Annotated in this window: 10 protein-coding genes and 1 tRNA gene; 1 reads left to right on the plus strand and 10 read right to left on the minus strand. The window is 39.7% G+C overall.

Annotated features, from left to right (window positions below):
• Positions 1–27: 27 nt before the first annotated feature.
• The 7 genes from ACE3G9_RS10230 to ACE3G9_RS10260 form a co-directional block, all read right to left on the minus strand.
• The gene (locus ACE3G9_RS10230; RefSeq protein WP_449219073.1) at positions 28–1,830 is read right to left on the minus strand and encodes an AIPR family protein; all 1,803 of its coding nucleotides are present in this window, start codon (positions 1,828–1,830) and stop codon (positions 28–30) included.
• A 41-nt stretch (positions 1,831–1,871) separates the two neighbouring features.
• Positions 1,872–7,007, minus strand: a complete 5,136-nt coding sequence (gene dptH, locus ACE3G9_RS10235) for a DNA phosphorothioation-dependent restriction protein DptH (RefSeq protein WP_449219074.1) — start codon at positions 7,005–7,007, stop codon at positions 1,872–1,874.
• The gene (gene dptG, locus ACE3G9_RS10240) at positions 6,988–8,328 is read right to left on the minus strand and encodes a DNA phosphorothioation-dependent restriction protein DptG (RefSeq protein ID WP_449219075.1); all 1,341 of its coding nucleotides are present in this window, start codon (positions 8,326–8,328) and stop codon (positions 6,988–6,990) included. Before dptG ends, dptH begins: the two co-directional genes overlap by 20 nt.
• A 1-nt stretch (position 8,329) precedes the next feature.
• Complete coding sequence (gene dptF, locus ACE3G9_RS10245) at positions 8,330–9,925, minus strand: DNA phosphorothioation-dependent restriction protein DptF (RefSeq protein ID WP_449219076.1); 1,596 nt, start codon at positions 9,923–9,925, stop codon at positions 8,330–8,332.
• Between the two features lie 540 nt (positions 9,926–10,465).
• Positions 10,466–10,897, minus strand: a complete 432-nt coding sequence (locus ACE3G9_RS10250; RefSeq protein ID WP_449219077.1) for a Fic family protein — start codon at positions 10,895–10,897, stop codon at positions 10,466–10,468.
• A gap of 81 nt (positions 10,898–10,978) precedes the next feature.
• A tRNA-Ser gene (locus ACE3G9_RS10255) sits at positions 10,979–11,066 on the minus strand.
• A 141-nt stretch (positions 11,067–11,207) separates the two neighbouring features.
• The gene (locus ACE3G9_RS10260) at positions 11,208–11,648 is read right to left on the minus strand and encodes an L-alanine exporter AlaE (RefSeq protein WP_449219078.1); all 441 of its coding nucleotides are present in this window, start codon (positions 11,646–11,648) and stop codon (positions 11,208–11,210) included.
• Positions 11,649–11,978: 330 nt separating this feature from the next.
• Here ACE3G9_RS10260 and ACE3G9_RS10265 point away from each other — a divergent pair, with 330 nt between their 5' ends.
• Complete coding sequence (locus tag ACE3G9_RS10265; protein WP_449219079.1) at positions 11,979–12,554, plus strand: UPF0149 family protein; 576 nt, start codon at positions 11,979–11,981, stop codon at positions 12,552–12,554.
• 665 nt (positions 12,555–13,219) lie between these two features.
• Here the strand turns inward: ACE3G9_RS10265 and nadA are convergent.
• The 3 genes from nadA to pal form a co-directional block, all read right to left on the minus strand.
• Entirely contained in the window at positions 13,220–14,281 is a 1,062-nt protein-coding gene (gene nadA / locus ACE3G9_RS10270; protein ID WP_417879064.1) for a quinolinate synthase NadA, read from the minus strand.
• Positions 14,282–14,500: 219 nt separating this feature from the next.
• The gene (gene ybgF / locus ACE3G9_RS10275) at positions 14,501–15,277 is read right to left on the minus strand and encodes a tol-pal system protein YbgF (RefSeq protein ID WP_417879065.1); all 777 of its coding nucleotides are present in this window, start codon (positions 15,275–15,277) and stop codon (positions 14,501–14,503) included.
• A gap of 12 nt (positions 15,278–15,289) precedes the next feature.
• Positions 15,290–15,805, minus strand: coding sequence for a peptidoglycan-associated lipoprotein Pal (pal, locus tag ACE3G9_RS10280; protein ID WP_417879066.1), 516 nt, complete (start codon positions 15,803–15,805; stop codon positions 15,290–15,292).
• Between the last annotated feature and the right edge of the window lie 14 nt (positions 15,806–15,819).

The raw sequence follows: 15,819 nt of genomic DNA on the forward strand, positions 1-15,819 counted from the left end.
TTCCGGGGATTTTTTCATATACTATTATTAGCTGACTTTAGGGAAGTATTGCTCTATAGCAGTTTTTATTTTTGCACCTTTATAGAAATTCAGCATATTATTATCATTTTGGAAGCTATCTTTAAAACCTTCATCTCTAATCCAATTTTCAAAATCAATCCAATTAATCATTATATCTTCAACGACAACTGTTAAATCTGAGCGAATCTCATCAAGTGAATATTTAGAAAACATTGCAGAAATAACTGCATATTTACCGTACCTAAATGCACTTCCAAATTTAGATACACTATACTTATCATCCGATGTACGATGCTGTTTCTCCATATCTTTCAAGTTAAATAAAGCTTTCACAGCATATATGTAGGATTCATACTTTTCGCCATCAGATAAAAAATTATCCACACCATCACTACCAAACAATAGTTTCTTGCTTCCGCTTCTAGCTAAGCCAGGCTCAATAATAGAGGCAAAACAACATCTCACGAGATCATCTCTCTTTATGAGCATACTTCTATCTAAATAACCTTTAGCTATACCATCTCCAAACTCACCCCTTTTTCTTTCATAATACAAACCTGAGTGCTTAAATGCATACTTCTGGAAACTAACCTGGCTCTCTTGATTTGCTTTTCTGTCCGCATCATCAATAGGATTTTGTCGATTGGTAGCTTGACTAACATTTTCTACTATTTTTAAATGTTCAGGAAGAAACCCTGAAAGCTTGTCTTCTTCCTCATCTTCTTCATCAGCTTCAAAAGAGATAACTTTAACCAAGACTTCTTTACCATAAAAATACTCCTTTATTTTGTCTTCGTCTCCTTCTACTTCTTCATAAATCTTGCTTAAAGTAAATGCTGTTTGGCCACCATTTATTATCTGTGGCAAGCTTATAGATAAGGAAGCTTTATTTTTTCTTCCAGTCTTCTCAGTAAAATAGCAACCACTACATACTATCGTTAGACCGTTATTGTAGAGAGCAAATTCATTATTCTTGCTTTCTTTTAAAGTGTTAACAATTTCACTATTTACGGAGTTCTTTCGCATATCCAGATAACTTCTTGGATTATAGTGAAGTATGGCATTTTTATACTTATTCATTATTTTTGCTATTTCGATAGTGGGTACAAATAACACCGTAATATTTGCATCTACACTACCCAAGTCAGCATTATATTGAATTCTAGGATGTTGAGAGTTAGATAAATCAATGCTAACCTCAAGATCATCACGGCTATAGTAATTACCACTGACTACAGGATATACAAGTTCATCATATGCTAAATTAAAGTCAATAACTTTACTCTCATAACCGCCAGTCAGTTTTTCTAACTTATTTTTGTCGTGTTTACAATTAGCTAAAATAATTACGTTATATTCATACTTGGCTTTATGCTTTAATTTATCAAGTGCATCTTGAAATCCTTTAACTTTACCATTGTATTTATTGCCATTTTCACAAATTTTCTCACCGTCGAGAATACGAGTTATATCCATCTTTAGCAGTTCATCAATTTCAATCTCTTTTGATTCAAAGTTTTTTTTATTATGTCTGAATTTAGATTGAATAATGTTGATAGACTTACTATCTGTATCGATATAGTACGCATCTATACCACCATCATTTGAACCGTCCAGTATCAACAACTCTCTCTCGGAAAAATCCAACATGCCAAACTTAGCCATGAGATAAAGATGTATATATGCTCGAGACCTAGATTGCTCAAGTTTTTTGTCATCACTGGTACTGTATAATTTCTTATATTTAGCCGGAGCTTCAGAAATAATCTTATCTAGAATATTTATTAGAGTACTGTATTTACTATCCATTAAATGTTACCTTTGTTTTAATTTTAATCCTTAGATTATTTTTATAACTCCCAAAATGCTCTATCTCGCATCTTGACTATCTTCTTAGCACCATTGATGTATAAGCTGTAATGCTTCTCAAGCTTATTGATAGTTTCCATTAGTTTCTCTTGTTCTGCTCTTTCATTTACACCGAACATGGCTTTAAGCTCTTGCGGACGAATCTTCGCAACCCGGTGAATTACCCATGTCAGTACATAACTTGAGTAATCGTTCTCACCAGTTTGGAAGTGTGTAATGTCTTGTGTCGATAAAATTACACCGACACCATACTCACGGCCTTCCTTCAAGATTTTGCGCAAGCTTGGGAAATTTTGAGACATAAAGTTGTCGGCTTCGTCCACTAAAACCATCTTGGTTATTTGTCGGAAGTCTCCCTGTACTTCGGGCTTACCTTTCTTCTGCATTTGTGAGTAGAAAAGGTCTAACGTAAGTGCAACAACAAGGTTTTGAATTTCTGATGGATAACCTGCAAGCTCAACGACTGTGATGCCATCAACAAGATCGTAAAGGCTCATACACTTGGTGTTGTCGTCTTCGAAGATCTCTAACTCATATAGACTTTCAAGTGCCGCGTATAACGAATCTTCATCTGGATCTGTTTCAATAAACAAGTCCCACACCTGTGAGATTGTCGGTGCTGGTTTTGTCCAAGTGCTTGGATCCGCTTTGCGAATAGCAGCTAACTCATAAGCTTCACCCACCAACTTACGAAGACGTAGTTGCTGTTTTTGTCCTAAGCCAAAAGCTTTACCCATAGTTTCAGAAAAACCTCGGGCAGTATGTACTGGCAGCATTGGCATATCGCCGAATAGACTCAACGGGTTATATGGCAATTTGTGAAGATTAAACTTTTTACCTGCAGTCGTTTGCTGAAATTTATCATCTACATAGTCGGACTTATAATCAAAAATCAGCATACCTATTGATGCACTATTCACATTATCTGTCTGATTGCGATAAAGCTGTGTAATCACCGATTTAGTGAACTGGGTTTTACCTGTACCCATGGTGCCTATGATGCCGGTGTTGGTATTCATAAACTTAGCCGTATTGGTTGGTTCCCAATTCAACGGGGCTTGCGTCAAAGCATTATGACCAAATAGGACACTTAAGTTAGTACTCGATGACTTTACCTCTAAGGTGCCGTCTTCCAAAGCACCTTGTCCTGGAACATCTTTACCCGAAGCTATGTGTCCTTCCTCTACGTCAGAGTAAGGCACTTCAGCTTCGATATTTAGATCACTCTCAAAATCAGCAACTTCTTTAGGGTTGTTATCGCTCATTGCATCATTGTGATTGTTTCCTTCAATTGCTTCTGCTTGAGTGTTTTCACCAAGAATATACTGTGCTGGTACGTGACAAAGCTTGACGACATCTAACTCATTAAGCACTTTTTTCAGGGGCGTATCTACCAAATGAGGAAGCAACCCCATTGGCAGGTCTACTTTTAACACACCTTCCAACATTTGATATTCAGGTTGCAAGCAACCTACCCCTTCAAGATGACTTATGACAAAGCCGTCTGGATAATCAGCGATTGTTGCTAACGAGTAGTCGCCTTTTAGCCACTCTTCTTTGTGAGCTAACAATAAATCAAAATAATCTGGGGCAAACACATTGTACAAACGGTATTTATCTACTTGCATCAAAACTTGTCGCATGAACAAGCCGCGGTAAAGTTTGCTTGCTAGATTGTCATTACCAAGCAAATCTTCACTCAGATAGCGTAAGAGCTCTTTTGATTGTTTGACTGCTTTTTTGTAGTCAGGAATAGAACCTGTTTTTACTTCCACCGGCAGCAAGTACATGTCTTGCCCTTTAAGACCAACGAGCAGTACATCATCAGAGATCGCACCTTTTTTATAACCTTGAATGTTACGGGAGAATTCACTGTCTGACATCTTCAGACCAATGTTGCCAGAAACACGGATCATTTCTGCCACAGAAAGCGGAACCCATGTAATATCTGAGTTGTGCACTAAACTAGTGACAAACTTATAGGCACCAATCACACCTTTACGTTCTTTATTGATCGTTGGTGCGCACGTCATCATCTTCAACAACCAATCACCATTAAAAGCATTGAATTCGTTGATTTGACCACCGTCCCCCTGCTTGACGACTTTCTCAAACAAACCACGCTGCGCCGTTACGGTAATGGCATCGTAACTAGATGAACTGGTATACTGATCGGAATAGTGAATCAAAACGACATCTTCATTACTGTGGAAGAAATCTAATGTCACTTTTGGATCAATGATAGTTGTCCAAATAGAACTATCGTATGAGCGCTCTAACAGTCCTTTGAAATCTTCACACACAGCAAGCGCTATCGCATTAGTTCCGTTATATGGTGTGTTTGGCTTTAGAGCAGGTTTTAATAAGGCACCAACGTACTTAGCCATCATTAGGTGTGGATAATCTTGATAATCCGTCCCCTTTAAACCAAAGCCAGTAAAGTAAGAGCCAGATTTACTCTCAGACGCATCGCCTGTTAATAAACCATCACATGCTATGCCAGAAGCCATATCTTCGACTGCAATATCTGAGCAATCCACTTTTCCGTTATTGCGGAAGAATGAAAGATGCGCGTATGACTGACCATCTTTATTCGCTTGCTCATTAGTAAACTTGCTGTAGGTTAAACGGGTACGAAGGATATCAATGATGGTATCCGCCACTTCACGTACTTTACCTTTATTTAGTTCTAACCACTCTTTCAGCTCATCGTAATTTGCCGTCTCTGCAAAGCGATCAAACGCATTAAACGTAAGTTTGTCATCATAAAGATTGATATGAACCGAAGCGGATTGTTCTTGATTGTTACGGATGTAATCCACCAGCCCCATAAACAGTTCTTCTGCGCTGTCTTGATTCACAGCATTAATGATGATGCTCTTCTCAGAGCCTGTAAATAATTGACTAAATGCGGTTTGGAACTCATCGATTTTTTCTTTGACGAGTTTACGTACGAACGTAAGCGAGCTCTTTTCTTGAGGGACACTCTTGATCCAAAATGCGTTTTCTTTCAATTGTTGGTTGTAAGCAAACTCATGCTGAGGATGATAGACGTATGGCAGCAAACCTTTTGGCGATAAGCGCTCAAACGTCACATCAGGCAAGCTGACAAAACTATCATCTTCACAGATCACTTTGCGCAGGTTTAGGTAATAAGCCAAGATTAACGGGTGAAACGGAGAGTAATATTCGTCGTCTTCTGACTTAACTAAACCGATTTGTAGTGCTACTTTTTGTTCTTTCGTAAGCATACTGCCCGTTGGGATCCCTTCAAAATAAGAGAGACACGCATCGACAACATTTTGTACAAGTGCCGTAAAGTCATCCCCCCAGGAAGCTAGCGATGGTGTAGTACGGCGTAGCTCAAGGTAGTCATATAGTTCCGTATATGAAGAGTGTATAGCATCGTCGATTGATTGTACGTCTCCTAGCTTGATAGTGTCAGTGTTAGAAATAGAAACGACTTTGTCATTTATAAAGGTCTCTTCCCATCGCAACAGCTTTAAACGGACACCAGGTACAAAAAACTCACTGTTATCGATACCAACTTTACCTTTTTGAGAATAAAACTCACCATTGTATTCATCTTTGAACAATTTATGGTAACGTCCTCGGTTGAGCAGCAACGGTAAGCTTAATGAGTCTGTTGCCACAGCCCCTTCAACGTTAAATTTGAGTTGGTTTTCGGCGGATTTTACTGCAAAATCAATTTCATCAGCTTCGTTAGCAAGTGCCTCAAAGTCCACCACAGAGTACTCTGCGACGTCTACGATTTGTTTAGCGTCAGTTAGAGAACAAACTGCACCACTCTCTTCTTGGATTTGAAGCTTATTCTCTTCCATATTCAGCGTTAAACGCCGTTTAGCAGGAGAAGGCTCTATCAAAAAGATGTTTTTGAACGGCTCTATATAAAACTCACCCTTTCGAATAACTAGGCAACGAAAGTTATATACTTCTGATTTGTTCTCTCGTTTTAATGCCAAATTGAAAAATAAGGGTTCGTTATTATACGTGCCTTTTAAACTTGCTCTAGTAGTCTTAAGACCATTTAGTGTTGAAATAACTTCTTTATTACCAAGCGCTTTAGCTGGTTGGATTTTAAACTGACTCTTTTCTAGATTACTTGCACCTTGGAAAATCAGCTTCAATTCGAAATCATTGACACCATCATCTAGCTCAATAATAAGGTGGCGATCTCGCATACCAGCTTTGGTCTCTGCACGGTTCCGTGCAGTAATGGTCATGCCTTCACTTGCTTGCTCTTCTTCAAGAACGAGCTGTTGTTGTGCATTACGTTTTTTCTCTTGAAGAAACGCTTCAAATTCCACATCTTTCCACGCATCAGTTTCAGCGAAATGTTCATCAATGAATTTTTCACCGAATAGCTTCAATCGGTCATGTAATTGATCACCAAAATGTTCGACCTCAAAAGAGAGCTCCTCATAAAGAGCACGGTTATCTTCAAGACGCCTTTTGATCTGTTTTGGGTTCCCGCTCATTTGAGCCACAAGTGGATCCTCAAACATACCCAGTTCATTGAAGCGTAAATCTCCGTCTTCAACCGCCTTGTAAAGTGACTCAAACCCAAACATCGTTGCGCCATCTTCAAGGATGGCATCAAACTGGTCATCCAATAGACAATTAGACACATCACGGCCTTTGTCTTGTTGATCAATCAACCCTTTCATCGCCGCTTTGATTTTGCTTGGGCTCCACACCTGACCACGCTGAGCCAAATCTTCCGCTGAGTTGATCAAAGTATCCAACAAGCTGTTATGAATAATGACCAATGCACAACCTTTTAGATAACCTGACTGACTAGCAACCTCATCGCGTAGGTGAGATATATAGTTTTCAGTAAACCCCAGGTATTCATCAGGCTCTTCACTATGAATTACTGGCACTATCCTACAATTAGATAGTGAAATAAACGGCAACTCAATACTATTACTCGCACTCACATTCCCTTGTGAATGCGCGATCATCGCTTGATACAAACGAATACTGTTTTCACTATCTGGTGACTTGAACTGGTAGCGGAAGCCAGCCTTAATATGAGTTTCAGCGTCAGCAAGAAACTGTTCAACTAGAAAGGTCTCAAATTGTTTTACGGACATAAACTGCGTCTCCACTATCACTCATACGCTCAACGTTACCAATGCGCTCATAGAATTTAATTAGTTCTTGTTCGGTTTGTTTATCAACGAAAATACCACGCTGTTTAAATGCGGCGATCAGCTCATGAAAACGGAGTTTGTCCTTTTCACCAACAACAAGGTTGGTTAATAAAATGATGTAGTCTTGGTTAAGTACTAAAACTCGGCCACTACGACCTCGACTTTGAATAAAGTGAGACGCGAGATACTTCTCTACTTCAGAAACATATTTTTTATTGATGTTGAATCGCTCACCAAAACTAAACTGAGCCATGGCTAACTTCAGGATGTTACCAAGCCAGTCAATAGCAGATTCCGACTCATCAAATGATGTATCTAAATCACGTTGCTTTTTAAAGGCTCGGGCAAAGCTCTCTAACTCACTCTTTAGGTGCTCATAGCTAGATTCTTGAATGCCTTTTGAAATAGTCCACAATGGTACTTTTACTGCATTCTTGTCACCTACACTAGGTTGCAAAAGCTCTAACATCGTCAACATAGGAAATAAACGAGTTGCAGATTCATTAAATAGCTTATAACCGTGGTTTTTGATGTGCATACGCTCATTACTAGCACGTTCATGATCCATGATGAAATACAGAGGTTTCGCAGCTGGCTCTTCGCCAGATCGCCAATCGGTGAGCGATAAACTCAGCTGGGCAGTGTAAGCAAAACCGTAAAAAGACAAGAAGGATTCAATTTCGCTCAATAAGTACTTAGGTCGACTTGACAAGAATTTCAAATCATCACGAAATGCTTTAGATAAGAATGGCAGGTATGGGTGTTCAGTTGCTTGCATTGATGAATCCGCTTTCATCTTGTCACACAAAGTCGAAAGCATTTCTCGTTCGATAAAATTAAGTTTTGTATCGAACTCTTCGACGCGCATATTCTGAAGTAAGTTGTTGAACATAGAAGCAACACGAGCGTCACCTGCAGAAAATTCACCTTTCTGTGCTCGAAATAGCAATAGTTCAGGGCTCACAGAGAAAATACCTTTGTTATCAAAATACATCTCTCTTAATACTTCCCAGAACTCTTCTTCACCTAACTTTTCTTCAAACGCAGACTGACAATCAGAAACAAAATTTTCGTATTTATAACCTTCAATCTTCTTACGCAATAGCCCGCGCAGTACTAGCCCAATTACCACATTAAAATCAAAGTCATTGCCTTTGGTACGAATAGGTAAATAGCTATTAAGGCTATTTTTATTTGGTACTTCTTCCGCAGTTTGTGGCAACTTCGGATTAAACGGTTTGATGTATTTATCCATTGTCATCTTAAATACCACTCACTTCGAAATACTCGTCATCTTCATTAACGATCTTGTAGCGCTTATCATTTTTCAGGATAAACAGGGTGTTCTTCTCGTTTGCAACAGTGATGAGCTGTTCAATCACCTCATCCAACAAAAGCACCGCATTTTTATCGTGCTTGTTAGGTCGATACCCCTGATTAATCTTTTCTAGCAACTCAAGTAAGTTAATACTGATTGGCATTGGAAGCAGAGCGTTATCATCAGCACGGATGTGCGCATTGAAAGAACCAATTTTGCCAACACCTTGAGTTTTTATCGCTGTAAAATCAGGTTTCACCTCAAGCTCTGCTGCGGTTTTAAAACCGTTGTATTCTGAGATAAAAAATTGGTCTTTATCGAGCGTTGGGGAGTGACGATTACAATAACGATGAATCGCCGAAATTAGGATGTCTTTATAGAACTTGTTTAGCTCTTTTTTCTGTTTACCCGAACCATCAAACTCACGATGAAGCAGCCAAGTATTCGCGTACTGATTCACTAAAGAATTATCAAAGTCGACTTTCAGTTTGTTGATATAACTATTTGCAAACTGCTCTTCATCTTTAAGCAAGTAAACCATACGAAGGTAAGAAGCGGCATTTGATACATCAAATACACCCAGGCGCTTCACTTGTTCTTTCAACTGAGTAAAACCTCCATCTTCAATGCCTAAACCAAATTGCAAAACGAACTCATCAATCTTGCGAGTATGAATGTTACTTGGGTCGAAGCTTTGAATATGTTCTAACAACTCGTTATCCGCACCAGAAAACAGATTATTAAATAGATAACCGTCCATTGATAAAATCTGGAAAATAAAATCCAGTAAAGCACGCGCGGTTAAAAATTGATCTTTGATAAGACGAGTTTTTAGTAGCAAAGCAATAATGTTCTTTTGAACTGAGCCCAAACCTAACAAAGCGTAATTGGTTGTTAGCATGCTGTGACCAGACTTTTTTACTTCACTATCGTAGAGTGCAAAAAAAGGATTATCCAAAGTCGGCTCTGTAAGGCGAGCAAGGAATTTAGCAGCAAAATCAGATGTATTTTCTTCGTGGTCAAGGGTAAATTTAGGATACTGTTCAAAGTCTAGAAATGTATGATTGGCTGGAATTACGTGCGTTTTATTTTCTAGGAAAGCCTTTATCGACGCTTTTACATCGTTATGCTGATGAGCACCTTCCTCAGCATAGTTACCCAACATCCCAATATTAATACCAACGACAAGAGGCTTTTCATTTGCTTTGAATTGTGTGAATCGCTCATCTAATGCGTGAATAGCCGTCTGGCTTGGGGTAAAGCTATGTGTCGCATCAAGATGAAAATCATGTGTAGACTTGTGCAACTTACTATATCTAGTCAGTATTTCAGACTTACCATCACCGCTGCTACCACATAAAAAAATCACTTCATTGCTTTTGGCTGATAACAATTTCTTTCTAAAGTCTTCTTCGATATCAGTTTTTATATATATATAATTTTTGTAACTATTGAGCATATCGATATCATGCTCTCTTTCTGTACTCACTGCGTATGGTGAAGATTTAGAAAAAATGCTTATAGCTTGCTCAAGTTTCAATGCTTTTACACCTAATTAGTTAATGACAATTCACATACTAATAAGTTAACAGATTAGAGTCGAGAGCTAACACTCTGAGAATTAGGATAAATTGCACTATAAAACTATTATGTGATCTAAATTGATTTTTCATTTCTATAATTGCGATACAAAAAAGCCCCAACATTTCTGCTAAGGCTCTAAATGTAGCAGTGAGTGAGGTCTTCGACTTGAGATTTTAAGTGTTTGTTATTACTTGATAAGTTAATAATGATAATAGACTCCTATTACTTAACAAATATGTTCATTCTAACAATCACCTTTAGCATAGCATTAAAGCTCTAAACCTTTCCTAAGAGATGACATTTCTACTATGAGACGCTAGAATCATAAGAACTATTTAGCTAATCATCAATTATACAACGGGAAGGTTTATGAGCTGTGAAACGAAATTTAACATCATTGTCCCAGTCATAATGGTTGCCAGTTTTTTAACCGGTTATTTTATTGTCTAACAAGACCACTGGGTGATTAATAAACACGATTTAAATAAAGCCTAAATCATTGTCCCGTATGCACAGTAATAAACTTTTGCTTTGGACTGGTTGGTTTCTCAGGAATAGTTAAAGCCAACTTAGCAGCGTCAATCAATGGTTTTACAATCGACTTCCTCACGTAGTACTCATTGTCACTTAAACCTAAATATTGTTGTATTTCTTGCCTACTTTTAGGGGTTTGGCAAAATTCGAGTACGCTTTGTTCTTTATCGTTAGCTTCCGGGGTAGCTTCCGGGGTAGCTTCCGGGGTAGCTTCCGGGGTAGCTTCCGGGGTAGCTTGTTTTAATGTCTCTTGAGAGTCAATAAACCCTTTAGCAAATGGAATGACAACTCGAATGAAGTTAGGGCTAAATTGGTAAATGCTTTGAGGATATGCTTCTAAAATACGATGAATACATTGGCGAGAAGATTGATAAGGTAATATTTTTGGCTTCATTGTCTGCTACTTTGTCCCCTAGAGGTAATAGCACACTGCCTAGAAATGAAAAAAGGCCTGAATAATCAGACCTTTATAATGTGGCGGTGAGTGAGAGATTCGAACTCTCGGTACGTTGCCGTACACACACTTTCCAGGCGTGCTCCTTCAGCCACTCGGACAACTCACCGAATTTTGTTGTTAAGGCTTTGCTTAACGAGGCGCTAATTTAATGATTATGCTGGGTAAGGTCAAGCGCTTTGGGGCTTTTTCCGGTGTTTTGTGGTTAAGTGGTCAATATTTAACTTATTTCGTTATCCAACCACTGACCTTATGTGTACATCGGTACTCTAAACCACTTACGACACGCATCTAAGAACACGCCATACACTACCCCCATTCCACCCGCGACGACGGCGTTGCTGATCACTGCGGTTAGGATTTGATTTGGAGTTGCTCCGACGACTAATAAAATCATGGCATAAACTGGTGACTGAAACGTCACATAAGCACACATATCGGCCAGTTTCTTCATCCAGCGACTTATAGAGATATATTGGCTTTTACGTAGCACCCAATCTCGAAATAAACCATAAGGAATGGCGATGATAATATTTACTGGAATCGATAAGGTTCTTGAGGCTAGTGATTGTTGAAAAGACATGCCTGATACAAAGATCTCTATCGCCATGCCGGCAATAAAGCTAAACACTACCATTGCAAACATATCGGCTGCGGCTTGGCGAAAGCGGGCTGAACCTGAAAACGACATTTGCTTACCTACCTATCAAGAGTAAAAATCTAATAAAATTGATGAGTTAAGTCGTGATTCACTCCCCTTCTCACTTTAGGAAGATTATATTCACACCTACCCAGTTAAATCAAAGCATTAAAAACTATTTAATATTTATTTAGTGGTTTTTATTGTTATATTTTAAAGTTAAAACCAGTATATAAAACTATATATTCCAATAAATACAAACGGATTCACTAGCCTTTTTGTTGGGTTTTTATCAAAGAGTTTTAAACTTTTCTAATAACGGTATGTTCTCATCTATGAGCTTGCTATCATTACCTCATCATTTGTGAATAGGTAAATACCGTGACGTTAGATGAACTGTTAAACCAACCTGAGCTTGAAAACAAATTATTAAATGCCGCACAAACACAAGGCTTTATCACTGCCATGGCGGCTGCACCACATTTGCTTGATCCTTCTGAATGGCTTCCGTTCTTATGGGGGGGTGAAGAAACGGCTCCTTTTGAGACTGCTGATCAGTTTGAGCAATATGCTGAACTTGTTATTGCGGAATGGAACCGTATTCATCCTGCTTTGCTTGAAGGCACCTGGAGCTGGCCTGAAGGCTACGCGTTGGATGAAGAAGAAGTGGTAACTGAATCGGTTCGTGACTTTGCTGAAGGCTTATTACAAGGCTGGCAGCTTAGCCGTGATGATTGGGAAAACTTGATGCCTGAAGACAGTGAAGATAACGCATTACTAGGTGGCGTATTGCTGTCTGTAAGTATGCTTTATGATCCAGAAACGGCTATTATGACGCTATCTGACCAAGGGTTAACGGGCTTGGATGAGTTTGCTGAGATCTATAATGCAATGCCTGTCATGCTGTGTGGTTTAACGCTACGTGGTAATCAGTTGGCGCAAGATACGAATCATTAATATTGCGGGTCTCGAGTCTCGGGCGCTTCGCTTCTCGTGGCTCGGATAGAAGAAGATTGTTGCGAGAGCCGAGAACGCTTCGCTTCGGGTTACGTGTTAGAGCAAAAAACAAAGAAAGGCCGATATATTGGATTATATCGGCCTTATTTGTGTGCGTTATAATGTTATAGGGAAAACGTTAGGAGATCCTGAACTGCGCTCCTACGTCGCTTTTCAGGATGACGGTTGATTAGTTTTAGCTTTTACACTTAGCGAAGCGCTCACGCTACACACCACTCAAAATCCAAACATCGTCATTCCGTACATGAGCCTAAACGAAGAAGATAAAGAATCTCCTACCACACTACTCATCAGATACCCGCCTGAGATCCTAAATTACGCTCTTACGTCGTTTTTCAGGATGACGTTTAATTTCATTTGGCTTTTACACGTAGCGAAGCGTTCACGACACACTCAACTCGAAACAGAAAAACACCGTCATTCCGTACATGAGCCTAAGCGAAGAAGATACGGAATCTCCTACCGCTCATTACTCATTAAACCTCTGCCGGAAAATCTAAATGCGACCTTTCCTTGCTTTTCGGCTCTCGAGCGCAGCGTCCCCGCTCCTCGGCTCTATTCCAAGCCACGAGAAGCAACGCGCCCGAACAACGAGTCCCGTTTACTTACGCATTCCCTTTCACTTTCAGATTTAGCGACTCTGCAAAATCTAGCATGCGGTTTAGCGGAATAAGTGACTTCAATCGAATGTCTTCATCGACAAAGATTTCATGATCTTTGCCACCTTCTGATAATGCGCTTTCAATCGCTTTTAGGCCATTCATTGCCATCCACGGACAATGTGCACAGCTACGACATGTTGCACCATTACCTGCTGTTGGGGCTTCTACTAGTTCTTTTTCTGGCACGAGTTGCTGCATCTTGAAGAAAATACCTTTGTCGGTTGCCACGATCATTTTCTGATGTGGTAATTCTTTGGCAGCTTTAATCAATTGGCTGGTTGAACCTACTGCGTCAGCAAGTTCTACAACGCTCGCTGGTGATTCTGGGTGAACCAGTACCGCAGCTTCTGGATACAGCGCTTTCATATCTTTCAGTGCTTTGGCTGAGAACTCATCATGTACGATGCACTCCCCTTGCCATAACAACATATCAGCACCGGTTTTCTTTTTGATATATGAGCCTAGGTGACGATCTGGACCCCAAATGATTTTCTTATCTTCTGAGTCTAGGTGCTCAACGATTTCATTGGCAATACTTGAGGTCACCACCCAATCTGCGCGAGCTTTTACTGCTGCTGAAGTATTGGCATAAACCACTACGGTGTGATCTGGGTGGGCATCGCAAAATTCGGTAAATTTATCAACAGGGCAGCCTAGATCTAATGAACACTCTGCTTCAAGTGTTGGCATAAGAATGCGTTTTTCTGGCGTAAGGATCTTGGCTGATTCCCCCATAAAACGAACACCGGCAATAATAAGTGTAGAAGCGGAATGACGGTTACCAAATTTCGCCATTTCTAATGAATCACCAACAAAGCCACCGGTTTCTTCTGCGAGTGCTTGGATCTCTGGATCGGTGTAATAGTGTGCGATCAGTACCGCGTCTTTTTCTATCAGAAGTGCTTTGATTTTTTGAATATAATTTTCACGTTGCTCTGCAGTCAAAGCGACCGGTTTTGGGGGAAATGGATATACGGTATCGATTGTATCGTTGATATGCGCCATTGCTCTTACTCTACGCAGTTTTAATAATTCGATTATTGTACACCTATTAAGGGGAATACTAAAACCGGACTTTTTCTGCGTATCGATACCCTAGTGACTTGGGTATTACATTGGCACATGATAGAAATAATCAAGCCACCTGTTGATTATAATAACTCTGGTTACTATAAACAGCATGGTGGCTTAAGTGTCATCAGCGATATGAAAGCTTAATTTAGGCTATAAATTCTTTTGCGCGAGTTTTGCAGCTGATGAGTTCGGATATTCACTTATCACTTGCTGGTAATATTTATTCGCTGCGGTATTGTTATTATTACGCTTGGCAATATCACCCAACTTCACTAGAGCATCAGCACGTTTTGAGGAGTCTTTATAACTCACAACTGCGGCAAAGCTTTTCGCTGAGTCTACATCCTGCTTTTTCGCAAAATACAGTTGCCCTAACCAATAATGTGCGTTGGCCGCATAGCCTGAATTTGGATACTTGGTTTGAAAATCTTTTAACGCAACAATTGCGCCATCGTAGTTACGATCTTTTAAGATCATATCAACGGCATCTTGATAAGCGCTTTGCTCATCACCGGATGCTTTAATCACTTCAGAAGATGCAGCAACACCACTTGTTTTAACAGTGGTAGAGGTTGATACACCACTTTTTTTAAGCTCATTAACTTCAGTACGAAGCTTATCAAGCTCAATAAATAATTGGCGTTGGCGATCGACCATTTGCTTCATATCGTAATTATTACGTTCGATGGTCCCGCGTAGATTACTAAGATCAGCCGCTTGGCTATCAACTTGTTGTTGAAGGCGAGCTTGTACTCGGTTGCTGTTATCTAGCAAACGTTGCAGGCGTTCAGCATTGGTTTCTGAAGAGCCAGAAGATGAAATGTGAGAGTCATTGAGATCAGATACTGGAGCAGATGCAGCAAGCACTGGGCCTGCTGCACTTACTAGTAACGAAAGCGTAATAACTCGCTTTAAGTTACCAAACATAATTATCGCCTATTAGTAAACGACAACTGCACGACGGTTTTTAGAGTAAGCCGCTTCAGTTTGACCCATTTCTAGAGGCTTCTCTTCACCGTAGCTCACGATAGAGATTTGGCTAGCTTGAACACCTAGTGCTTGTAGGTACTTAGATACTGCTTCAGCACGACGCTCGCCAAGTGCGATGTTGTATTCAGGTGTACCACGCTCATCAGCATAACCTTCGATAGTCACGTTAACATCAGGCATGCTGCTTAGGAATTTAGCGTGAGCTGCTAGGATATCTTCGTATTCAGAAGAAATTTCAGACGTATCGAACTTGAAGAAAACGGTTGAGTTTTCACGAAGTTGTTGTTCCATTTGCTCTTGTTCAGATAGTGCTGTGCTCTCATCCACTGGAGTTGCAACTGCTGTTTCTTGTGCAGTTGTTTGAGAATCAGAGGCATTTGCCGCATCATCACTAGAACTACAAGCTGCTACCGTTAGTAGAGGTAGAGCAATTGCTAGCCCTTTTAGAATTTTATTAAGTTGCATATTTTTCTTCCTTA

This window comes from Vibrio sp. E150_018, from assembly GCF_053544035.1.

Excerpts from the sequence above, each read along its gene's own strand:
- dptH (WP_449219074.1), bottom strand. The coding sequence starts at position 7,007 with ATGTCCGTAAAACAATTTGAGACCTTTCTAGTTGAACAGTTTCTTGCT.
- dptG (WP_449219075.1), bottom strand. The coding sequence starts at position 8,328 with ATGACAATGGATAAATACATCAAACCGTTTAATCCGAAGTTGCCACAA.
- pal (WP_417879066.1), bottom strand. The coding sequence starts at position 15,805 with ATGCAACTTAATAAAATTCTAAAAGGGCTAGCAATTGCTCTACCTCTA.
- ACE3G9_RS10250 (WP_449219077.1), bottom strand. The coding sequence starts at position 10,897 with ATGAAGCCAAAAATATTACCTTATCAATCTTCTCGCCAATGTATTCAT.
- ybgF (WP_417879065.1), bottom strand. The coding sequence starts at position 15,277 with ATGTTTGGTAACTTAAAGCGAGTTATTACGCTTTCGTTACTAGTAAGT.
- nadA (WP_417879064.1), bottom strand. The coding sequence starts at position 14,281 with ATGGCGCATATCAACGATACAATCGATACCGTATATCCATTTCCCCCA.
- ACE3G9_RS10230 (WP_449219073.1), bottom strand. The coding sequence starts at position 1,830 with ATGGATAGTAAATACAGTACTCTAATAAATATTCTAGATAAGATTATT.
- ACE3G9_RS10260 (WP_449219078.1), bottom strand. The coding sequence starts at position 11,648 with ATGTCGTTTTCAGGTTCAGCCCGCTTTCGCCAAGCCGCAGCCGATATG.